Raw genomic sequence first — 19,883 nt, 5'->3', positions numbered from 1 at the left:
AACTCATGGAAATAGCGCCTTATGCAGCAGGTTAATGATTTTTACTCACGGGTAAACCCTGAGACCGGGAAACGGCAGAAAAGCAAGAAAGGGAATCATTTGAAAAGGGTCGCCTTTTTTTCCCTGCCCCATCATTGGCCTATCGTTCGGCCGGTATACGAAATAGCCCAAAAAAAATTCGATTGTTGGGCAAGCGATCAGGAAAAAGAAGTCATAGACTTCAAACCTCATGCCGTGGTCGCCGCAAGTGCCTGTCCGAAATCTATCCGAAAATCCATGCCTGAATCCTATGTCATATGGCTTCGCCATGGCTTCTCCGATAAAAATTATGCCAAAGTTTCCCTGGGACGTACGGATTTTGCCTGCGTCTCTTCTCAGTGGGCCATCGATGATTTTACTGCTAAAGGATATAAGCCCTTCCTGGGATATTGGATAACGGGCTTTTCGGCAATGGATCAGGTATACCACCGCATCGCTGCCTTGAGCAGTCAACCCAAAAAAGAAAAAGGGTTAAGTGTTCTTTATGCCCCAACCTACAATCCTGAACTTTCAGCCCAGGAGCAGTTGGGTGAGGGCTGGATCGAAAACTTTACGTTCATGTTCAAGGATTTCAATTTACTGATAAAACCTCATCCGCTGACGCAAAACTTTTCCCCTGAACATATCCGCTATTATAAAAAAATGGCCATTACTTTCCCCCGTGTCAAAATACTCGACCCCAATTCCGATTTTTATGAAGTCATTGATAAAGCTGATATGCTCATCTCCGACGCATCATCCGTAATCTTCTATTATCTGGCTCTCGACAGGCCTGTAATCCTGGTGGATAACGAAAAACGGTTCGAATGCAAAAATTTCAATCCCAATGGACCTGAATGGTCCTGGCGCGAAATAGGTGAGAGGGTATCGACCCAGCAGGATCTGTTGAGAGCGGTAAAAGAGGCTGTCGAAGCACCGCAGAAAGGTAGCTCCCTACGCTCAAAATATAGGTCCAAGGTCCTGGGAGATACCTTTGACGGGCGGGCATGCGAAAGAATTGTATCGAATATTCAGCAACTTCTCTCCCCTTCACCGCCACCGGATATTCTTTCAAGAACAATGCGCTGCAAGAAGATGCTGCACCCCTTGCGGATTAAAAAAACCATTCGTCCTTTGCTGCCAAAGGTCATATGAAAACAGTTGCGCTCATACCCGCAGCAGGATATGGCACGAGATTGGGCCGTGGACCGAAGGGGCTGCTTGAAATCGGCGGCAAAAAACTGCTGGTTCATCTTCTGGAGAAGGTTGTTCCGCTGGTGAACAACGTTTTGATAGGTGTCCCCGGGGAATTCCGCGAGGACTTCAAGCACCTCGAGCGTCACAATGTGGCAATTATGGTCGGCGGCCAGACCCGTCAGGAAACAGTTGAGATTCTACTTAAGCACACAGCCGGAGAGATTGTCCTGATACAGGATGCAGCGAGGCCTTTTACCAAACCTGCGTCGATTGCTGCGGTTATAGAAGCGGCGGGTATGCATGGAGCGGCCGGACTTTTCCTCGATCCGACGGTACCTGTAGCAATCATTGAAGGCGGCTTTGCCGTGAAATCCTACTCCCGCAATAATACGGGGGTCTTTCAAGCTCCCCAAGCTTTCAGGCGGGAAATTCTGTCCAAAGCGATTCAAAAAACCCAGGGTCTCCACTTCCAATCCACTGCGGAAATGGTTCTTGCGGCCGGGTATAAGATAAAATGTATTGAAGGAGATCCTTACAATATCAAAATAACAGACCAGTTCGATTTATCAGTCGCTGAGAAAGTTATAATGCAATCCGTCGGGATTCAATAAGGAGGATCTATGGCTACAGAAATATTGTCACATGACGACAGGAATTTTTTTGTTTGGAAAGATGATCTAGACAGGAATAGCTATATTTTTGTTTCTTACACGGTCTACACTTCTCATGATGCGGAAGCTGCTGCAATTGGTATTGCAAAAGAGCAGAGCTGCTCGACAACAAGGTTTTTTTCTCATCCCCCCATCGAGGGAATAAACGCGTTTACCGCAAGAGTTGTGAACGTATCTGTAAAAAATGAAAACCTGGAACCTTACATAGCCCCTTATTACCTGAATACTCCGGTGTACAAAAGTCAGACTTCCAGGGAAATGATCCAGGAACTGGAAATAACAATTGCGTATCCGAGAGCGATCTTTGAATCCGGAATGACTCGGATATGGAATGTTGTTTTTGGGGAAATAGCCCGATTGGGTTATCTGACCGGTTTCAGATGCAACGACATCAGTTTCCCCGAAGACTTGCTGGCCCGGTTTCCGGGGCCCCGCTTCGGAGTCAAGGGCATCAGGGAAAAACTCCGGGTTTTCGACCGACCCCTGTTCTGCAGGTCGATGCGACCCGCTGTCGGACTTGCCACCAAAGAGATGATTGCCATAAACAGAACTGTATTGACCGGCGGCTTTGACATCGTCAAGGATGACGAACTGACCTACGATACGGACTGCTCGGAATTCCTTGGCAGAATCCGTAAAATGGTCGATATGAAAAAATCGGTGGAAGATGCCACCGGCGAGAAAAAGATGTATGTCGCAAACATCATCGATGATCATTCCCGCTCCTTTCGCTATGCGGAACTGGCAGCGAAAGCGGGGGTGGACGCCCTTCTTGTCAGTGTCCACCTTCAGGGCATGTCGATTATAAGCGAAGTCTCCAATATCTCCGGATTGCCTGTTCTTTCTCATAACGCCTGTGGAGATATCTTGACGCGTTTGCCCTTCTGGGGGGTAAGCGATGAACTGATGATCAAGATTCAGCGTATGATGGGAGCGGATTTTGTCGTCACGCCCGGAGAATTTTCAACCCCTTATATTGCTCATGAAAAAACGAGACGTGTCATTTCGGCATGCCGGAACGACGAAGTGCCGTACAGAGCAGTCCTACCCATCCTTCAGGGCGGAAAGGTCTCCTCTCAACTTTACGATTATTTTGAGTCGGTGGGGTCCGCAGATTTCATGCTGATCGTTGCAGCCGCTGTAGACAATGCACCTCAGGGGCAGTTTGCGGGTGCCAAAGCGTTTCGCGAGGCTTGGGAGAATGAGTGCGGCTATGCCAAGCGCCAGTCCGCCTGCTCTTAGTGTAATTTCCACCCGGAGTTTACCGATGGCGGTTCGATTCGAACCGCCATCTATTTTTGTTTACTCTCGATTTTGCGGACCTCGAAGCCATCGAAGGTCACGACATAATAAACTCCACTGCCGAAGTCGTAAATCCAGTGTTCCTCGCCGCCGTCTATAATTTCCTCGTCGCCGATGGTCAAACCCTCTCCAAATTTTTCCAACGGTTCGCCGCACGACGCAAGCACCTCGAACTTGTTGCTTTGCTCACTGATCAGATCCGTTCCGCAGCGCATGCCACCGGTTGCCGGTCCCACTGGCACCGTTGAAAGCAGAATGATGACCCCTGCGGTCAACAGCTTTTTCATATTTTTTCCTCCCCCTCTCCTCTCCTGATGCCGGATCATCGCAATCTGCAAAATTGAATAGGGTGAGGTCGCGAAATAGGCTCGCTTCGATCTACTTTCACTTATTTTATAGTTTAGGCCAGGCAGCAGGGGCTGGAAAGCATCGGCGGGAATTTATGTGGCGAGCGTCAAATCAAACGCCGGCAGAGGACTGCCGGCGTTTGCCGTAAATCTTGAGTAGCATACTAAATCGACTTGACCTTCCAGTCCGTCCCCTGAGGCGTATCGAGCAGTTCGATTCCCCGGGCATCGAGCTTGTCGCGGATTTCGTCGGCGCGGGCGAAGTCCTTCTGCTGACGGGCCTCCCGGCGGGCTGCAATGAATTGCTCGATTTCGTCGGCGGTGATATCCAGATTGGCCAGAGCGGCCAACTTCTGCTTCTGCAGCCAGGCCGCCGGTTCAGATTGAAAGAGGCCGAGCACTTCGCCAAGGCGGATCACGGTCTGCCTGATGTCGCGCACCTGGGCCACCAGATCGGCCTTCTTGCGAAACTTCTTCTCGCCCGTCAGCCGGTTCATGGTCCTCACCCCGTCGAACAGATGGCCGATGGCGAGGGCGGTATTGAAGTCGTCATCCATTGCCTCACGGAACTTCTCTTCCAGGGCGGCCCCTTCGTTGGAAGTCCCCTCCGTCTCCGGTACCCCTTCAACCGCCGCTGCCGCAGCCTGCAGCGCTTCATAAAAGCGGCTCAGACCGGATCGGGCGTCCTGCAGGTTCAGGTCGGAAAAATCGATGGGGGAGCGGTAATGGGCGGTAAGGATGAAAAACCGCACCACCTCGGGATCATAGCTCTGCAGGATGTCCCTGATGGTGAAGAAATTGCCCAGAGATTTGCTCATCTTCTCCTGATTCACATTGACGAAACCGTTGTGCACCCAGTATTTGGCAAAAGGCTTGCCGGAAGCGCCCTCGCTCTGGGCGATCTCGTTTTCGTGATGGGGGAAGACCAGATCCTTGCCGCCGCCATGAATGTCGAAGGTTTCTCCGAGGTAGGTCATGCTCATAGCCGAGCATTCGATGTGCCAGCCCGGACGCCCCTTGCCCCAGGGCGAATCCCAGGAGGGTTCCCCGGGCTTGGCTCCTTTCCACAAGGCGAAATCCATCGGGTTGCGCTTCCGCTCGCCCGGCTGGATGCGGGCGCCCGCAAGCATTTCGTCCATGTTGCGCTTGCTCAGTTTCAGATAATCGGGGAATTTTTCCACGGCATAGTAGACATCCCCCTCGGATTCGTAGGCAAGACCGCGCTCCACCAGGCGCTGAATAATGTCGACGATCTGCCCGATGTGCTCGGTGGCCTTGGGCTGGCAGGTCGGCGATTTCAGGCCGAGATTCGCCATGTCCTCGTCGAAGGCGCGGATGAACTCCTCAGCCAGGGCGCCGCTTTCGATGCCCCTTTCGTTGGCCCGGTTGATGATCTTGTCGTCGACGTCGGTATAGTTGCGCACGTAGTTGACGTCGTAACCGGCGAACTGCAGGTAGCGATAGATGATATCGAACACGATGTTGGCTCGGGCATGGCCGATATGGCAGTAGTCGTAGACGGTGACGCCACAGACATACATCCCCACCTTGCCGGGCTGCACGGGTTCGAATACCTCTTTGCGGCCGGTCATGGTGTTGTAGACACGCAAGCTCATGAAAAAGCTTCTCCTCTATTTAAACGCAAATTCTTTGATGCCTTTGCAATATGCGTCGACCTGATGGTCTCGCAAAAACCACTCGTCATGCCCGAGTGCCTCGATCGGGCATCCATGATTTTAAGGACTTAATGTCTGGATTCCCGAACAAAATCGTCTCGAAAATGACTTTTTACGAAACTGCCAAACATGGCTGCGCCATCAGTCTTTATCTTCCATTTTGGCCCAGGAATCACGCAAGGTCGCCGTGCGGTTGAAGACCAGCCGATCCGGTCGTGAATCGACTCGGTCGACGCAAAAATAGCCCTGGCGCTCGAACTGGAACCGGCTCTCCGGCTCGGCTGCGGCCAGCCCCGGCTCCACCCTGCAGCCGGTCAGGATCTGCAGCGAATCTGGATTGAGGTGGTCCTTGAAGTCAACCTCCTTGTCGGCGGAGGGATTGGGGACCTGGAACAGCCGATCGTAGAGCCGCACCTCAGCCTCCAGGGCGTGGGCGGCGGAAACCCAGTGCAGGGTGCCCTTGACCTTGCGCCCGTCCGGCGCCGATCCGCCCCGACTATCCGGGTCGTAGCTGCAGCGCAGCTCGACGATCTGACCGGAGTCCGGGTCCTTGATTACCTCATCACAGCGGATGAAGTAGGCGCAGCGCAGCCTTACTTCCCGTCCCGGCCCCAGGCGGAAGAACTTTTTCGGAGGGTCCTCCATGAAATCGTCCCGCTCGATGTACACAACCCGGGAGAAGGGGACCAGACGGGTGCCCATGGAGGGATCGTTGGGATGCACCGGGGCTTCGAACTCTTCCACCAGATCCTCGGGATAGTTGGTGATCACAACCCGCAACGGGTCGAGGACGGCCATGGCCCGTGGAGCCGTGCGGTCGAGATCCTCACGCACGCAGCTCTCGAGAAATCCCATATCGACGCAGCTCTCCTTTTTGGAGACGCCGATCCGCTCGCAGAAACTGCGGATGGCGGCCGGGGTGAAGCCTCGCCGGCGCAGCCCCGACAGGGTCGGCAGGCGGGGATCGTCCCAGCCGTCCACATACCCGTCCTCGACCAGTTCCAGCAGTTTGCGCTTGCTCATCACCGTGTAGTTGATGTTGAGCCGGGCGAATTCGATCTGCTGCGGATGATGGATGTCCAACTGCTCGATGAACCAGTCGTAGAGGGGCCGGTGGTCCTCGAACTCCAGGGTGCAGATCGAATGGGTGATCCCTTCCAGGGAATCGGACTGTCCATGGGTAAAGTCGTACATCGGATAGATGCACCAGGTGTCGCCGGTCCTGTGATGGGCGGCATGCAGGATGCGGTACATGACCGGATCGCGCAGGTTGAGGTTCGGCGAGGCCATGTCGATCTTGGCCCGCAGCACCTTGCTGCCATCCTTGTAGTCACCATTTTTCATGGCTTCGAACAGGGCCAGATTCTCCTCGATCGAGCGATCGCGGAAGGGACTGTTTTTACCGGGTTCGGTCAAAGTACCGCGGTAGGCGCGAATCTTTTCCGCCGAAAGATCGTCCACGTACGCCTTGCCGGCCTTGATCAACTGCACGGCCCAGGCGTAGAGCTGATCGAAATAGTCGGAGGCGTAATACTCGTGCTTGCCCCAGTCGAAACCGAGCCAGCGGACGTTCTCCTTGATCGAATCGATATATTCCTGCTCTTCCTTCACAGGATTGGTGTCGTCGAAACGCAGATGGCAGCGGCTGCCGCCGGGCGCTCCGGCATAGTCACGGGCCAGGCCGAAGTTGAGGCAGATGCTTTTGGCATGGCCGATGTGCAGGTAACCGTTCGGTTCGGGAGGGAAACGGGTGACGACCGCGCCGCCGTTTTTGCTGGAAGCCAGATCGCGGTCTATAATCGTGCGGATGAAGTTTCCCGGCCCTGTGGGAGCAGCAGACTCGCTGTTTATGTCCTGTTTGTTATCCATTTCGCTGACATCCTGTAACGGGAGGATATGACTCGAAAAGAGGGCGCAAAAGCCGCTTTTTCAAGTGAAGAGACGTTGGCAGATTTTTTCAAGAAATGCAACCGGGAATTCCGCCCGGGAAAGCCGGAAAGCCGGGGTTACATCTCTTCCGGTTCGTGCTTCTGCAGCAGGACCACGGCGTGGGCGGAAATTCCCTCCTCGCGGCCTTCGAATCCGAGTTTTTCGGTCGTGGTGGCTTTGACATTGACGCGGCCGATGTCGGCGGCACAGGCCTCGGCGATATTCTCCACCATGGCCCTGATGTAGGGGGCCAGCTTGGGGCGCTGAGCGATGACCGTGGCATCGAGATTGCCGATGCCGTACCCCCTGGCATCGGCCAGAGCCATGACCTCCCGCAGCAGCTTGAGGCTGGAAATGCCACGATAGGCCGGATCGGTATCGGGGAAGTGGCGGCCGATATCGCCCTCGCCGATCGCCCCCAGAATGGCATCGCAGATGGCATGCAGCAGAACATCGGCGTCGGAGTGTCCGAGCAGCCCCAGGTGATAGGGGATGGTTACACCGCCAATAATGAGGGAACGTTCCGAAACCAGGCGATGAACATCGTAGCCGTGGCCGATTCTTATCATTTTTGCAGTTCTCCGCGATTTTCCAGAAAAGCCCTGGCCAGTATCATGTCCTCGGGCGTAGTGATCTTGATGTTCCGGTAACACCCCTCGACAATGGCGACCGGCTGCCCGAGGCGTTCGACCAGGGAGGCGTCGTCGGAGCCGGCAAATCCATCCCGGGCCGCCTGCTCGTAGGCATCCAGAAGCAGACCGTAGCGAAAGGCCTGGGGGGTCTGGGCCTGCCAAAGGAGACGTCGCTCCGGTGTCCGGACAATTGTCCCGTCGGCCACCTCCTTGATGGTGTCCTTGACCGGCACCGCAACCACACAGGCAGCGACCTCCTCCAAACGATCCAGCACCCGGTCGATGGCGTCGTTCGGCAGCAGCGGGCGAACACCGTCATGAACGAGAACAATATCTTCAGGTGCCGCCGGACAGGCGCGCAGCCCGTTGCGGACCGAATCCTGCCGCTCCGCCCCGCCCGCCACAACATCGCGAACCTTGGCGAATCCGAAAGGCTCCAGAACGTCCTTCCGGCAAAGAGGAATTTCGTCAAGAGGGGTGATCACGTAAATATGATCCACCCGCGGGTGGCGATCGAAAAGACCGATGGTATGAGCGAGAATGGGACGGTCCAGCAAGGGAAGGTACTGTTTGTTGATCGAGGCCTTCATACGCCGGCCCATGCCGGCGGCGGGAATCAGGACAAAAACACTCATGGCATTGAATTTATAGACTTATAGGTCAATATGGCGTCCCCCGTTCAGGTCTACCCCATACAGGATGATTATGCGGGAGGTCGATCGAGGCGGCAATAAAAATCAAGACCCGCTGGAAACGGGTCTTGGAGGTACCGGAAAACGACCGGCTTCAGTGAAAAAGGCTTTCAACCCTTTCCACTACCCGATCTTCGTCGGTTCCGGCGACCAGAGCCACTTCTTTGACCAGCAGCTTGCGGGCCAGTTCCAGAACCTTCTTTTCACCATAGGACAGTTCTTTTTCTTCCTTGATCAGATAAAGGTCCCGCAGCACTTCCGCCACCTCGAAAAGATCCCCAGATTTGATCTTTTCGTTGTAACCCCGTTGCCGACGGCTCCAGGAAGCCAATGAGTGGCCGTCTTCGGGCTTATCCCCCAGGATGTCGTATATGCTTGCTACCCGATCTTTTTCAATCAGGGTGCGCATGCCCACGGCTCCGGCGTTGTCAACCGGAATCATGATGGTCATATCGCTGTCCATGATCCTCAATACATAGAATTCGTGCCGTTCCCCGACGAATTCCCGGGACTCAATGGCCTCGATGATGCCTACTCCCTGAGCCGGATAGACAGCCAGATCACCTACCTTGAACATGTTTTCCTCCTTTGTCCAACTTACACAGATTAACATAATATCAGCCAATCCGTCAAGGCAGGGGGTGTTTTTAGAGGCTCCATAATGTTTGGTTTCCAAGGCTGGCCTATGGTAAATTCACGTCCTCAGGCTCAGCTTGTCGGGCCAATTGGCGAGATGTGGAGGAGGGTGAGAATATGCGAATTGCGGTTGTCGGGTCAGGTGCACTGGGCCTGTATTATGGCGCCATGCTGCAGCGGGCCGGTCATGATGTACGTTTCCTGCTGCGCAGGGATTACCAGGCCATCACTGAAAGAGGGCTGCAGGTGACTTCCCCGGCCGGCGACTTTCACCTGAAGGATATCAAAGCCTTCCGGAAAACGGATGAAATGGGACCTGTTGACCTGGTCCTGGTCGGACTCAAGACCTTCGCCAACAACCGCCTGATCGAACTGCTCGAACCCTTGATGGAGGGAAGCACCCCCGTGCTCACCCTGCAGAACGGGCTGGGCAATGAAGAGCTGCTCGCCGAAGCCTTCGGCCCTTCCCGGGTCCTTGGCGGCATCGCCTTTCTCTGTTCGAATCGGGGCGAGCCGGGGACGGTTCATCATCTGGGGGAAGGCCGCATTCGCCTCGGAGAGTTTGAACAGGTCCTTTCCGAGCGGGCCGTCACCATCGCATCCATGTTTCGAGAGGCCGGAGTTCCCTGCGAAGCGGTGGCCGATCTGCGCAGGGCGCGCTGGGAAAAACTGGTCTGGAACATCCCTTTCAACGGGCTCTGCGCTCTTACGGGGAGAGACGTGACAGGGCTGCTGACCCATGCACCGAGTCGCGACGAAATCGCGGCCATCATGCACGAAGTGATCGCCGCCGCCAATCGTCAGGACCTGAGCGCACCGATCGAGGCCGACTTCTTCATCTCTAGAATGATCACCGCGACCGAGGCCATGCATCATTACCGTCCGAGTATGATGATCGACCGGATCGAGGGCCGTCCTCTGGAACTGGAAGCCATCTACAAAGTTCCACTGCAAAGAGCGGCTGAAAAGGGTATGGACTTGCCGCGGGTCGCCATGCTTTACGCACTGCTCGATCTGGGAGAGCAGATCTGATTTTCGATCCACATCGAAATCGAAATCGGGTTTTGGCTTGGCCCTGAAGCGGTCATCATGGCTCCTGAGAAACCTCCGGCCAAAAACACGCACACCTCTAAAAAAATCCTTATACGACGAAGAGTTAAGACACAGAACGATTGACACAAGAGTGCCGGATGATAAAATTTCAGTCAACCGGCACTCAAGCAGGAGAACAGAAATGCCCCGCCCCATCTGGAAAGGCAGCATCTCTTTCGGCCTGGTCAATATCCCCATTACCCTCCTCCCTGCGGAAAAATCATCGGACCTGCACTTTCAAATGATCGACAGCCGCAACAAGGCCCGGGTCCGCTATCAAAGGGTCAACGAGGCCACCGGTGAGGAGGTGCCCTGGAACGACATTGTCAAAGGTTACGAATACCAGGAGGGGAATTACGTCCTGCTGAGCGACGAGGATTTCAAGCGCGCCGACCAGGAAGCCACCAAAACCATCGAGATCGAGGATTTCGTCGAATTCTCCGCCATCGACCATACCTACTTCGACAAGCCCTACTACCTGGTTCCCGGCAAGGGCGGGGAAAAGGGCTATGTCCTTCTGCGGGAAGCCCTGCAACGCACCGGACGGGTGGGCATTGCCCGTGTCGTCATCCGCACCAAGGAATACCTGACCGCACTGATTCCGCAAGGCGACGCCCTGATCCTCGAACTCCTCCGCTACCAGCGCGAACTGCGCAACCTTGAAGAGTACAATATCCCCCACGGCAGCCTGAAGGACTACAAGATCTCCGAGCGGGAACTCGATCTGGCGGAGACCCTGGTCGATTCCATGAAGGCCGAATGGCAGCCGGAGAAGTACCACGACGAATACCGCGATGCGCTCATGAAATGGATCGAGAAAAAGGTCAGCGAAGGACAGGTCGAAGCCCTGCCCGAGGAAAAAGAGAAAGAAGTTGCAGCCGAAGGAGGCAAGGTGGTCGACATGATGGCCCTGCTGAAAAGGAGCCTGGAAGAAAAAGGGGGCGGAGAAAGGAAGGGGGGAGGAAGAAAAACTTCGGGCGAGAGCCGCCGTCGTTCGGATAAGAGCAAGGCCGGCAAAAAGTAACCCTTATCATGGTTAAAAAACCCTCCCAACTGGAAATTTACAGGAAAAAAAGGGATTTCTCCCGCACTTCGGAACCCGCAGGAGAAGTTTCGGCAAGCGTCGATGGCCGCCTTTTCCTGATTCAGAAACATGCCGCCAGTCACCTTCATTACGACCTGCGGCTGGAGCTCGACGGGGTGCTCAAGAGCTGGGCCGTGCCCAAGGGTCCGAGCCTCGATCCCGAGCAGAAACGGCTGGCGGTCCAGGTGGAGGACCACCCCCTGGAGTATGCATCCTTCGAAGGGATCATCCCCAAGGGTGAATACGGAGGCGGCACGGTCATGATGTGGGACCGCGGGGAGTGGGAGCCCCGGGGAGATCCGGACAAGGGGTTGCGAAAAGGGCACCTGAGCTTCAAATTGCGGGGCAGAAAGCTGCAGGGGAGCTGGACTCTGGCCCGGATAGGGGGCCGGGAAGAGAACGGAGAAAAGAACTGGCTCCTGATCAAGAAACAGGACGAACAGGCCCGGCCCGAGGCGGAATTCGACGTCACCGCCCTGGATCTCAGTGTGATGAGCGGCCGCAGCATGGAGCAGATCACCCAGGCCGGGGATCTGGCCTGGCAAAACGGCGCGGCTGTTCCCACCGGCGATTCACCTGCAAAAGCCCCCTCCCTCGACGTCGATCCCGCCTCCCTGACCGGCGCCCGGCGCTCGGAAATGCCGAAAAACTTCCTTCCCCAGCTCGCAGTGAGTGTGGGCACGCCCCCCTCCGGCAAGGACTGGCTGCACGAGATCAAGTACGACGGCTATCGCATGCTCTGCTTCATCGATCGGGGCAAGGTGATTTTTCGCACGCGCCGCGGCCAGGACTGGACGGACAGATTTGCCGGAGTGGTACCGGCCGCAGCCTCCCTGCCGGTGGAACAGGCGATCCTCGATGGTGAAATGGTGGTCCTGGAACCGGGGGGAACCACCGATTTCCAGGCTCTGCAGAACCTTCTCCACCGGCGGGAGAACAAGGGGCTGGTCTTTTTCGTCTTCGATCTCCCCTACCTGAACGGCTTCGACCTGACCCGTGTGCCGCTGGTGGAGCGAAAAAAAATCCTGCAGGGATTCATTCCCGGCGCCGCTGCCAATGCCCCCCTCCGCTACAGTGAGCATCTGACCGGCCAGGGTGAGCGTTTCTTTCAGCATGCCTGCCGTTTCGCCCTTGAAGGGATTCTCAGCAAGCGGGCCGGCAGCATTTACCAGCAGAAGCGGTCCAACCATTGGCGCAAGGTCAAGTGCCTGAACCGGCAGGAATTCGTGGTCGCTGGCTTCACCCGGCCGGGAGGCGAACGGAAAGGCTTCGGGGCCCTGGTTCTGGGATATTTCAATGAATCAGGGCAGCTCGTTCATGCCGGCCGGGTGGGGACCGGGTTCAGCGAAGAGCTGCTGCTGGATCTCCATCAGACGCTTGCCGGGCTGAAGATGTCCGAATCGCCCTTCGCCGAACCCCCTCCGGCCAGCGAAGCACGGGATGTGACCTGGGTCAGGCCGGACATGGTGGTGGAGGTGGAATTTACCTCCTGGACCCGGGACGGACGGCTGCGCCACCCGTCCTTCAAGGGAGTGCGGGAAGACAAGGAAGCCGGCGAGATCCGCCGGGAGGTGACCAAGGAATTGCCCGGCAGCGACACCCGTAGGGGCGGACCCAGGTGTCCGCCCGTGACACCACCTCCATCCTCGGCGATTCGGCCCGCCACAGCCGAGGTGGCCGGGGTGCAGCTGAGCAATCCCGAGCGCATCCTTTACCCCGGACAGGGGGTCACCAAACGCGCGCTGGCCGAATTCTACCAGCAGGTCGCGGACCTGATGGTGCCCCATCTGGCCGGCCGGCCGCTGACCCTGTTTCGCTGCCCCCGCGGCCGGGGCGAGGACTGCTTCTTCCAAAAGCATTTTGCCGACACCCAGCCTGAGTTCACCCGCGCCGTTCCCATCCAGGAAAAAGAGGAAGTACAAAACTATCTGGTGGTGGACGACTTGCCGGGGATCATATCCCTGGTGCAGCTCGGCGTGCTGGAGATTCACCCCTGGCCAAGCCGGGAGGACAACCTGGAACGCCCGGACCGAATGGTCTTCGACCTCGATCCCGCCGAAAACGTCGGCTGGCAGGAGGTCATCGAGGGGGCGCTGGCGGTGCGGGAGCTGCTCGGGGACCTGGGGCTCGAAAGCTTCGTCAAGACCAGCGGCGGCAAAGGACTGCATGTGGTGGTTCCGCTGGCCCGCCGCTCCTCCTGGGACGAACTGAAGGATTTTTCCCGGGCCGTGGTCGAGAAACTCGTCCGCCGGGAACCGGGCAAATTCGTCGCGACCATGAGCAAGAGCAAGCGCCGGGGGAAGATCTTCATCGACCATTTCCGCAACAGCCGCGGTGCCACCAGCATCGCCACCTATTCTACCCGGGCCCGGGCGGGTGCTCCTGTTTCCACGCCCCTGCATTGGGATGAAATCGACGCCATACCGGGAGCTGATCATTTTACCGTCGAAAACCTGCCCCGGCGACTGGCCCGTCTGGGTGGAGATCCCTGGGAAGGCTTCTTTGAGATTAGCCAGTCATTGACCCGCAAGATGAAGGACCGACTCCTATAAAATAGGGGCGACCGCAGCTCCGGCCGCCCCCGTGGGTTTTTCCCCATGCAGCGGCGGGGATGGCCTTCCTGCCCCGCCGCCGGTCTCAACTCAATAGATGAGCGACCGTTGTTGGATCTCCTTCTTTCGGCGCAGATATTCATCTTGGTTGATCCGCCCCGCTTCAAGGTCATTTTCCAGGTCATCGAGGGCTTTCTTGTTCTGATATTCATAGGCCGCGCCGGCACCACCAGCGCCAATGGCCGCCCCGCCGACAAAACTGCGGCTGCAGCCGCTGGTGACCGCCAACATCAGAGCCAGGCTTAGCGTCAGCCAGATTCTATTCATGTTCGTCTCCTTACCATTTTCAATTTTTGGTCCTGAAGCTTTACTGAATTCCCTGCTTTTGTTCAGCAGGAGACGAAGGAGCGGATATTCTGGTCGCTCGCTTCAGCCCCTGTGAATCTCATTAACAAGTTTACCACTGTTCAGGGTACTTTCCCTGGGCGCTTAATGAAGAAATGGAAGATGGGGCAGGTTTGTTGGCCAATCGCAAACAGGGCTTCTTCCTTCTGTTCAGTCATTGATCTGCAGGAGGAAGGACTTCGATAAAAAAAGGGGCGACCGTAATTCCGGCTGCCCCGCTTTGGTTCTTTCTATTCATGCAGTCGGCTAGTGATGCCGAAGGGCGTCGATCAGTTCTTCCTTGCTCATCGAGGAACGCCCAGCGATGCCGACCTGCTTGGCCTTTTCATAAAGGTCGTCCTTGTTCCACTCCTCGTATTTCGGAGACTTTCCGCCCCTTTTGCCAGCCTCTTCACGAGGAGTGTTGGCGATGCGGGCGGCTTTTTCCTTGCTCATCCCTTTTTTGCGCAGCTTTTCGTATTGTTCATCATCCTTGATCTGCGGTCCATGGTCCTTGGTCATAGCCTGATTCCTCTCTCCCCCCGTTTTTCAACTGGACAGGAAATCGCCTCCATTGGGGTGCAGAACCTGCCCTGTCATGTAGGACCCGTCCTCGCAGGCCAGAAAAACGTAGCAGGGGCCGACCTCGGCCGGTTGTCCGGCCCGGCCCAGGAGGGTCGATTTCCCGAAATCCTCGACGGCCTCGGCGGGAAAACTGGCGGGGATCAGAGGGGTCCAGATCGGACCGGGAGCGACGCCGTTCACCCGAATGCCTTTCGACGCCAGGGTTTTGGCCAGGCTGCGGGTAAAGGCCACGATGGCACCTTTTGTGGCCGAGTAATCGACCAGATGACTGCTGCCCCGATAGGCGGTGACCGAAGTGGTATTGAGGATCACTCCTCCCTCCCGCAGATGCTCCAGGGCAGCGAGAGTGGTGTAGAAATAGCCGAAAAAATTGGTGCGGAAGGTTTTTTCCATCTGTTCGCCGGTCATCTCCCCAATTTCATCGGCCAGGTGCTGCTCCCCGGCATTGTTCACCAGTATATCAAGGCGCCCGAAATGACTGATGGTGGCATTCACGACATCACGGCAGAAATCCTCTTCACCCAGGTCGCCGGCCAGAAGCACACAACGCCGGGATTCCTGCTCCACCAGTTTCTTGGTTTCCTCGGCATCCTGATGCTCTTCCAGATACACAACCACCACGTCGGCCCCCTCGCGGGCAAAATGAATCGCCACCGAACGGCCGATGCCGCTGTCCCCCCCGGTTATCAGAGCGACCTTTCCCTCCAGCTTTCTGCTGCCGCGATAATCCTTTCGGATATACACCGGCTGGGGAATCATCTCCTCCTCCCGGCCCGGCTGCCTGTCCTGCTGCTGGGGCGGTCGCTCCTCCTGCAGCCTGCGATAATCGTCCTTCCCTTTTTCGGCCATGCCTCACCTCCCTAGAACCAACATATCCCCCTGAGGGGGTTTGTCAATGCCGGAAGTCGGTCCTTTTCCACCTGAGCAAAGAACGAAATAATGTGGTAAAATGTTGAAAAATAACAAGAAAGGAGCCAGAGATGAACTCTGACGAAATGAAAGGCCAATGGAAACAGATCAAGGGAGAAATCAGGAAACAATGGGGAAAACTGACTGACGACGAAGTCGATATGATCAGCGGAGAAAGGGACAAACTCGTCGGCAAGCTTCAGGAGAAATACGGCTACTCAAAAGAGGAAGCGCAAAGGCAGGTGGATGATTTCCGTCGGCATTAAGACCGGACAGGAAATCATTTTTTGCGACCCGGCCCCGTTGGGGCCGGTTTTCCTCCGGCACGGCATCGATCCCGCTAGTCTTCCCCGGGATCCAGTTTTTTCAGATTCTCATCGTAAAGAGCCACCAACAGCAGTTCCCCTTTGTCATCTACCCGAAAAAGCCCGTATTTGGCTGGTTCATAGATGTTTCCGTGGCCCTCCTGGAAGAAAAAAGCATTGGTGGCCAGCTTGACCAGGCCATTGCGAACCCGAAAACGGATGAGCAATTCATCTTCGGCCAGATCCTGATCCTCATAAAGACGTTCGAAGGAACCGACCTTCCGTTCATCCAGTTTCACAACCGCCCGGCCGTCAAATACTATCTCCTCATTCCGCCTCGATTCGGCCTCCTCCTTCTGCAGCAAGGCCCTGTAGACTTCGTCGGCCAGCCGAAAACGCAGGGCCATGTAGTCGCCCTGCATGAGCGAGCGCGGGTCCACGGGCGCCAGCTCCAGATAGACCGTGCCACCCGCGGCCAACTGCCTTTCCTTATGAAAAATGGACCAGTTCACCAGAAACAGGATGAGCACCAGGGAAACGATCGCAATGATTTTAGACATGGCCGTCCTCCTTCGCCATCGGCAGCAGAAGCGACATCAGCCATCGCAGAAGGAGGAGGACAAGGCCGACGACGAGAAGGTTGAGCGACTTGATCAGCAGGGTAGCATCGAGCAGGTAATAGTAGGTGGAAATGTAAAACAGCAGCGACAGGATGCCCAAACCCTGCAGCACGCGGTTGGAGCCGGCGAAGCCCAGCAGCAGCACCACCAGGCCGACGGAAAGGCCCTGGGCCTTCATCGATACGATGCAAAACAGGAGGGTTCCGGAGAGCGCAAAGATCGAAACCGGCTCGGATATCCGATGTCCATGACGGTGCAACAGTCGTCCGACAACGAAGAGGACCACGACGCCGGTCAACAGTTCTCCCAACCAGGGACCGGCCGAAAACCGAGCCTCCCGGACGTGCCAACCTGTCATTTCATAGCCGAAAATGGCTGTCCCCTTCAACAGAATCAGGGCCAGCACCAGGCCATAGCCGAAAGCCCTCCTCCTCTCCATCCAGCGGGGATTGCGGAATTCGTCGAGCCAGCAGACGGCGGCCGGGAACATGACCAGCCCGCCGACCAGTTGAGACCAACCCCAGCTTGTCAGGGCCATGCCGAAAGCGACGGCCGCAACCAGCGAAGAGAAGACCCGGTGAACGAAACTGGGCATAACGAAAGCCAGCAACGCCTGCAGCAGGGCCAGCAGAATCCAGACGATCTCCTCGTTGCCGTCTGCGGCTTTCACCAGGGCAAAAACGACCAGACCCTGTCCCGCCAGGCTGACCGCCAGGGAGAGGTGTTCGAGAAATTCGTTCTTCGGCGTACGCAAAACCGCAAAGGCTCCGCCGATCAACAGGCCGCCAGCGACGGAGGCAAGGAGGCTGCTGTCGAGTACGAACTGCAGGCCGACAGAGAAAAAACCGAGGAAAAACAGAGCCGCCAGCCAGCCGGAGAAGGCCAGCAGAAGCTTCACATACCAGGGAGACTCGGAATCGGTTTTTTCGGGCGGCGTTCCCCTGACCACACCCGCCTCGACCAGCCTGAACCAAAGCTGTTCGTTGCTGCCGCTCATGATTGGAAGTCCCGATGAACCTGTTTGAGCCAGACGGCCGCCCCGGCGCCCATGCCGATCACTGCAAGAGCGAGAAGAAGGAAGCCGCCACCGGAAGAATCGTCCAAAATAAATCTGCCCAGAAAAGTGATCGAAACCGTTATCCCGGCCAGACAGCAGCCGGCCAGCATGAAAAGATCCGGGATGATCCTGCGATAGAGATAGAGCATCGTTGCGAGCCATGCGGTCCAGATCAGAGCCGAAAGAAAATATTTGCCCATTCCCTCGAAAATGGCATGCAGGACCAGCCAGGTCAGAGGCACGCCGGCACCGATGGCCAGCAAACGGATGGCCCAACGCTCTGCCAGCCAGGGGCGCAACCGGGCCAGAAACTCCCAGGCGAGGTGAGCGAGCATGTTAAAAATAAACAGCAACCAAAGAAGCTCGATTTCAGAATCGAAACCAGCCAGGAAAACCCCCCGAAAGGTCTGGTGGTAAAGGATCAGGGAGATGTTCAGAAGAGCGACCCAGACGATCCAGACGGCGGGAAAACGGGCGATGATTGCCCAGGGCAGCATGAGAAGGGCCCAGGTGAAGAACAGTTGCCAGGGATCGGCGCCGGTTTGATAGGTTTGTCCGAAAAAGGCCAGCAGAACGCCGAGACAGATGGTGGCGGCGAGCAAAGCCGCCTTGCCCGGCATCGAATCGCCGAATCTGCAATAGGCTGCGATGCAAAGGACGATGGCGGCTTCAATCATCCCGAATTTGGCAAACCGCCCGATTTCACTCCAATTATAAGCGATGAAGAACAGGAGCGAAAAAGCCAGGGCCAGGCTGCCGAGCCACAGCAGCAGCTGATCGATGAATCTGCGCCAGGCCGGGCTGTCAGGGAAAACCTTCATCACTGTGAGGGCCTGGTCGATTTTTTCAACCGGGATCGCCCCCTGTTCGAAAAGTTCAATCAATTTTTTGCGATGGGAGGTCAATGGTCGAGTCCTTGAAGCAGGCTGGTTAAAGAAGGCGAACCATGGTCTCGAAATTAGCACCCTCTCGTTATCAACTCAAGACAAATGGCGTAAACAATTGAGAGTGATAAAGTGTGATGGGCTGTTCTGAAGACAGGAGGCTTCCATGAAAGAAATTCTTCCCGGAATTTTCCACTGGTCGAACTTCCACGAGGGGATCGGCCAGAGAGTCCATTCTTGTTATCTCGCAGGGGTCACCCCCCCGGTGCTGATCGATCCGAGGGTTCCGGAAGAAGGGCTGGACTGGTTTCAAAACCGGCCGAAACCGGAACATATCTATCTCACCAACCGCCTTCACTACCGGCACAGCGACCAGTTTGAAAAGGCTTTCCAGGCCCGGGTATGGTGCCACCGGGCGGGAATGCATCATTTCGGTGTCGGGAAAAAAGTTCACCCGTTTGATTTTGGCCAGGAACTTCCGGGGGGTCTTATAGCTCTTGAGGTGGCGTCGCTTTGCCCGGAGGAAACCGCACTTTATTCGGCCCTTTCCGGCGGCCTTCTCTTTATCGGCGACGCCATTATTCGAGAGGGCGACGATCTCGCTTTCGTGCCAGACGAACTGATGGGCGAGGCTCCTGAAGAAGTGAAAAGGGGACTGAAAAAAGCCTTTCTCGGTCATCTGAAACGAGATTTCAACCACCTGTTCTTCGCCCACGGGAAACCCTGGATCGGCGGGGCGAAGGAAGGGCTGCGGCAATACCTGGAAAGTTTACCGGATTAAGTCCGTCGAAGGTCCGGTCCCGGATCCAAGGTCCAAGGTCCTGAGTACTGGGTCCCGGGTCCTGGGTCTAAGCTTTTTGACCTGGGACTGTCTTTTGACTATGGACTCGGGACCGCTTTTCCGACCCGGGACTCGGGACCGCTTTCCTGACCCGGGACTGGTTTTTACGGTGTCGACCGGCTGGCCACAAGATTGTAGATCCAGGCAAAAACCGCCCCGACGACGGCGCCGTCGACCAGTGCGTAAAGTGTTCCGACGATGACTGAACCGAAGTTCGCTTCAGCGTGATAGCCGGGATAAATCGAGGCGGCGAGTTCGAGAAAAGCCTGGCCGTAGGGGGGCCAGAGCAGATTGGAGATGCCGACGAGAAAAACAGAAAGACTCCAGACCAGAGCGGCGGTTACAGCCAAAGCAGCGACGTTGAGACGCATAGAACCTCCTGAGACGAGGGCTGCCATAGGATCAGAAAAAGGGAACGGAACCGATATTAGTTATACAAAAGCTTTCAAAAAATGCTACCCCCCGATCCG

General features: G+C 56.3%; 21 protein-coding genes. 8 read left to right on the top strand and 13 right to left on the bottom strand.

All coding sequences use genetic code 11. The features are described 5' to 3' along the window. The first annotated feature begins 21 nt into the window (after positions 1 to 21). The 3 genes from R2940_15605 to R2940_15595 are packed head-to-tail and all read left to right on the top strand — an operon-like array spanning position 22 to position 3,128. Positions 22 to 1,173, top strand: a complete 1,152-nt coding sequence (locus R2940_15605; protein ID MEZ4601215.1) for a CDP-glycerol glycerophosphotransferase family protein — start codon at positions 22 to 24, stop codon at positions 1,171 to 1,173. Further along, a complete protein-coding gene (locus R2940_15600; protein ID MEZ4601214.1) occupies positions 1,170 to 1,826 on the top strand; it encodes a 2-C-methyl-D-erythritol 4-phosphate cytidylyltransferase in 657 nt (218 codons plus the stop codon). The genes R2940_15605 and R2940_15600 overlap by 4 nt, the downstream gene beginning before the upstream one ends. Positions 1,827 to 1,835: 9 nt before the next feature. Then, positions 1,836 to 3,128 carry a RuBisCO large subunit C-terminal-like domain-containing protein gene (locus R2940_15595; protein MEZ4601213.1) on the top strand — a complete coding sequence of 431 codons (1,293 nt, stop codon included), beginning with the start codon at positions 1,836 to 1,838 and terminating at the stop codon, positions 3,126 to 3,128. 50 nt (positions 3,129 to 3,178) lie between these two features. On the opposite strand, the gene R2940_15590 is transcribed toward R2940_15595, so the two are convergent. From R2940_15590 to R2940_15565, 6 genes are all read right to left on the bottom strand, one after another. Next, the gene (locus tag R2940_15590) at positions 3,179 to 3,475 is read right to left on the bottom strand and encodes a DUF2845 domain-containing protein (protein MEZ4601212.1); all 297 of its coding nucleotides are present in this window, start codon (positions 3,473 to 3,475) and stop codon (positions 3,179 to 3,181) included. 224 nt (positions 3,476 to 3,699) lie between these two features. Next, positions 3,700 to 5,151, bottom strand: a complete 1,452-nt coding sequence (gene cysS, locus R2940_15585) for a cysteine--tRNA ligase (protein MEZ4601211.1) — start codon at positions 5,149 to 5,151, stop codon at positions 3,700 to 3,702. A 201-nt stretch (positions 5,152 to 5,352) separates the two neighbouring features. Continuing rightward, a complete protein-coding gene (locus tag R2940_15580) occupies positions 5,353 to 7,080 on the bottom strand; it encodes a glutamine--tRNA ligase/YqeY domain fusion protein (protein MEZ4601210.1) in 1,728 nt (575 codons plus the stop codon). 137 nt (positions 7,081 to 7,217) lie between these two features. Then, entirely contained in the window at positions 7,218 to 7,709 is a 492-nt protein-coding gene (gene ispF, locus R2940_15575; GenBank protein ID MEZ4601209.1) for a 2-C-methyl-D-erythritol 2,4-cyclodiphosphate synthase, read from the bottom strand. Further along, positions 7,706 to 8,407 (bottom strand): 2-C-methyl-D-erythritol 4-phosphate cytidylyltransferase, encoded by a 702-nt coding sequence (gene ispD, locus R2940_15570; protein MEZ4601208.1) that lies wholly within the window; start codon positions 8,405 to 8,407, stop codon positions 7,706 to 7,708. The genes ispF and ispD overlap by 4 nt, the downstream gene beginning before the upstream one ends. Before the next feature lie 151 nt (positions 8,408 to 8,558). Next, entirely contained in the window at positions 8,559 to 9,041 is a 483-nt protein-coding gene (locus tag R2940_15565) for a CarD family transcriptional regulator (protein ID MEZ4601207.1), read from the bottom strand. 176 nt (positions 9,042 to 9,217) lie between these two features. Between R2940_15565 and R2940_15560 the strand changes: the two genes are divergently transcribed. The 3 genes from R2940_15560 to ligD all read left to right on the top strand — a co-directional run bounded on the left by R2940_15560 (position 9,218) and on the right by ligD (position 13,828). Next, positions 9,218 to 10,132 (top strand): putative 2-dehydropantoate 2-reductase, encoded by a 915-nt coding sequence (locus R2940_15560; GenBank protein MEZ4601206.1) that lies wholly within the window; start codon positions 9,218 to 9,220, stop codon positions 10,130 to 10,132. Between the two features lie 202 nt (positions 10,133 to 10,334). Continuing rightward, the gene (locus R2940_15555) at positions 10,335 to 11,216 is read left to right on the top strand and encodes a Ku protein (protein ID MEZ4601205.1); all 882 of its coding nucleotides are present in this window, start codon (positions 10,335 to 10,337) and stop codon (positions 11,214 to 11,216) included. 8 nt (positions 11,217 to 11,224) lie between these two features. After that, positions 11,225 to 13,828, top strand: a complete 2,604-nt coding sequence (gene ligD, locus R2940_15550; protein ID MEZ4601204.1) for a DNA ligase D — start codon at positions 11,225 to 11,227, stop codon at positions 13,826 to 13,828. Positions 13,829 to 13,918: 90 nt separating this feature from the next. Here the strand turns inward: ligD and R2940_15545 are convergent, their stop codons facing one another. The 3 genes from R2940_15545 to R2940_15535 all read right to left on the bottom strand — a co-directional run bounded on the left by R2940_15545 (position 13,919) and on the right by R2940_15535 (position 15,646). Then, a complete protein-coding gene (locus tag R2940_15545) occupies positions 13,919 to 14,155 on the bottom strand; it encodes a hypothetical protein (GenBank protein ID MEZ4601203.1) in 237 nt (78 codons plus the stop codon). 324 nt (positions 14,156 to 14,479) lie between these two features. Beyond that, complete coding sequence (locus tag R2940_15540; protein MEZ4601202.1) at positions 14,480 to 14,734, bottom strand: Rho termination factor N-terminal domain-containing protein; 255 nt, start codon at positions 14,732 to 14,734, stop codon at positions 14,480 to 14,482. A gap of 27 nt (positions 14,735 to 14,761) precedes the next feature. Next, positions 14,762 to 15,646 carry an SDR family oxidoreductase gene (locus tag R2940_15535; GenBank protein ID MEZ4601201.1) on the bottom strand — a complete coding sequence of 295 codons (885 nt, stop codon included), beginning with the start codon at positions 15,644 to 15,646 and terminating at the stop codon, positions 14,762 to 14,764. Positions 15,647 to 15,777: 131 nt separating this feature from the next. Between R2940_15535 and R2940_15530 the strand changes: the two genes are divergently transcribed. Next, positions 15,778 to 15,972, top strand: coding sequence for a CsbD family protein (locus R2940_15530; protein MEZ4601200.1), 195 nt, complete (start codon positions 15,778 to 15,780; stop codon positions 15,970 to 15,972). 74 nt (positions 15,973 to 16,046) lie between these two features. Here R2940_15530 and R2940_15525 read toward each other — a convergent pair whose 3' ends face one another. The 3 genes from R2940_15525 to R2940_15515 are packed head-to-tail and all read right to left on the bottom strand — an operon-like array spanning position 16,047 to position 18,593. Next, a complete protein-coding gene (locus R2940_15525) occupies positions 16,047 to 16,571 on the bottom strand; it encodes a GDYXXLXY domain-containing protein (protein MEZ4601199.1) in 525 nt (174 codons plus the stop codon). Further along, positions 16,564 to 17,628, bottom strand: a complete 1,065-nt coding sequence (locus R2940_15520) for a DUF4401 domain-containing protein (protein MEZ4601198.1) — start codon at positions 17,626 to 17,628, stop codon at positions 16,564 to 16,566. The genes R2940_15525 and R2940_15520 overlap by 8 nt, the downstream gene beginning before the upstream one ends. Next, complete coding sequence (locus tag R2940_15515; protein MEZ4601197.1) at positions 17,625 to 18,593, bottom strand: DUF2157 domain-containing protein; 969 nt, start codon at positions 18,591 to 18,593, stop codon at positions 17,625 to 17,627. Before R2940_15515 ends, R2940_15520 begins: the two co-directional genes overlap by 4 nt. Positions 18,594 to 18,738: 145 nt before the next feature. On the opposite strand from R2940_15515, the gene R2940_15510 reads away from it, so the two are divergent. Continuing rightward, entirely contained in the window at positions 18,739 to 19,353 is a 615-nt protein-coding gene (locus tag R2940_15510) for a hypothetical protein (GenBank protein MEZ4601196.1), read from the top strand. A gap of 164 nt (positions 19,354 to 19,517) precedes the next feature. Here the strand turns inward: R2940_15510 and R2940_15505 are convergent, their stop codons facing one another. Then, positions 19,518 to 19,784: a hypothetical protein gene (locus tag R2940_15505; protein ID MEZ4601195.1), complete on the bottom strand. Its 267-nt coding sequence runs from the start codon at positions 19,782 to 19,784 to the stop codon at positions 19,518 to 19,520. Positions 19,785 to 19,883 lie beyond the last annotated feature (99 nt).

It is taken from the genome of Syntrophotaleaceae bacterium, from assembly GCA_041390365.1.
Lineage (GTDB): Bacteria > Desulfobacterota > Desulfuromonadia > Desulfuromonadales > Syntrophotaleaceae > JAWKQB01.
The sequence above is the reverse complement of the archived record's forward strand: the minus strand, read 5'-3'. Positions and strand labels throughout refer to the sequence as shown.

Excerpts from the sequence above, each read along its gene's own strand:
- R2940_15510 (MEZ4601196.1), top strand. The coding sequence starts at position 18,739 with ATGAAAGAAATTCTTCCCGGAATTTTCCACTGGTCGAACTTCCACGAG.
- R2940_15580 (MEZ4601210.1), bottom strand. The coding sequence starts at position 7,080 with ATGGATAACAAACAGGACATAAACAGCGAGTCTGCTGCTCCCACAGGG.
- R2940_15525 (MEZ4601199.1), bottom strand. The coding sequence starts at position 16,571 with ATGTCTAAAATCATTGCGATCGTTTCCCTGGTGCTCATCCTGTTTCTG.
- ispF (MEZ4601209.1), bottom strand. The coding sequence starts at position 7,709 with ATGATAAGAATCGGCCACGGCTACGATGTTCATCGCCTGGTTTCGGAA.
- R2940_15530 (MEZ4601200.1), top strand. The coding sequence starts at position 15,778 with ATGAACTCTGACGAAATGAAAGGCCAATGGAAACAGATCAAGGGAGAA.
- R2940_15600 (MEZ4601214.1), top strand. The coding sequence starts at position 1,170 with ATGAAAACAGTTGCGCTCATACCCGCAGCAGGATATGGCACGAGATTG.
- R2940_15565 (MEZ4601207.1), bottom strand. The coding sequence starts at position 9,041 with ATGTTCAAGGTAGGTGATCTGGCTGTCTATCCGGCTCAGGGAGTAGGC.
- ispD (MEZ4601208.1), bottom strand. The coding sequence starts at position 8,407 with ATGAGTGTTTTTGTCCTGATTCCCGCCGCCGGCATGGGCCGGCGTATG.
- R2940_15520 (MEZ4601198.1), bottom strand. The coding sequence starts at position 17,628 with ATGAGCGGCAGCAACGAACAGCTTTGGTTCAGGCTGGTCGAGGCGGGT.
- R2940_15555 (MEZ4601205.1), top strand. The coding sequence starts at position 10,335 with ATGCCCCGCCCCATCTGGAAAGGCAGCATCTCTTTCGGCCTGGTCAAT.
- R2940_15535 (MEZ4601201.1), bottom strand. The coding sequence starts at position 15,646 with ATGGCCGAAAAAGGGAAGGACGATTATCGCAGGCTGCAGGAGGAGCGA.
- ligD (MEZ4601204.1), top strand. The coding sequence starts at position 11,225 with ATGGTTAAAAAACCCTCCCAACTGGAAATTTACAGGAAAAAAAGGGAT.
- R2940_15595 (MEZ4601213.1), top strand. The coding sequence starts at position 1,836 with ATGGCTACAGAAATATTGTCACATGACGACAGGAATTTTTTTGTTTGG.
- R2940_15505 (MEZ4601195.1), bottom strand. The coding sequence starts at position 19,784 with ATGCGTCTCAACGTCGCTGCTTTGGCTGTAACCGCCGCTCTGGTCTGG.
- R2940_15590 (MEZ4601212.1), bottom strand. The coding sequence starts at position 3,475 with ATGAAAAAGCTGTTGACCGCAGGGGTCATCATTCTGCTTTCAACGGTG.
- R2940_15605 (MEZ4601215.1), top strand. The coding sequence starts at position 22 with ATGCAGCAGGTTAATGATTTTTACTCACGGGTAAACCCTGAGACCGGG.
- R2940_15540 (MEZ4601202.1), bottom strand. The coding sequence starts at position 14,734 with ATGACCAAGGACCATGGACCGCAGATCAAGGATGATGAACAATACGAA.
- R2940_15560 (MEZ4601206.1), top strand. The coding sequence starts at position 9,218 with ATGCGAATTGCGGTTGTCGGGTCAGGTGCACTGGGCCTGTATTATGGC.
- R2940_15545 (MEZ4601203.1), bottom strand. The coding sequence starts at position 14,155 with ATGAATAGAATCTGGCTGACGCTAAGCCTGGCTCTGATGTTGGCGGTC.
- cysS (MEZ4601211.1), bottom strand. The coding sequence starts at position 5,151 with ATGAGCTTGCGTGTCTACAACACCATGACCGGCCGCAAAGAGGTATTC.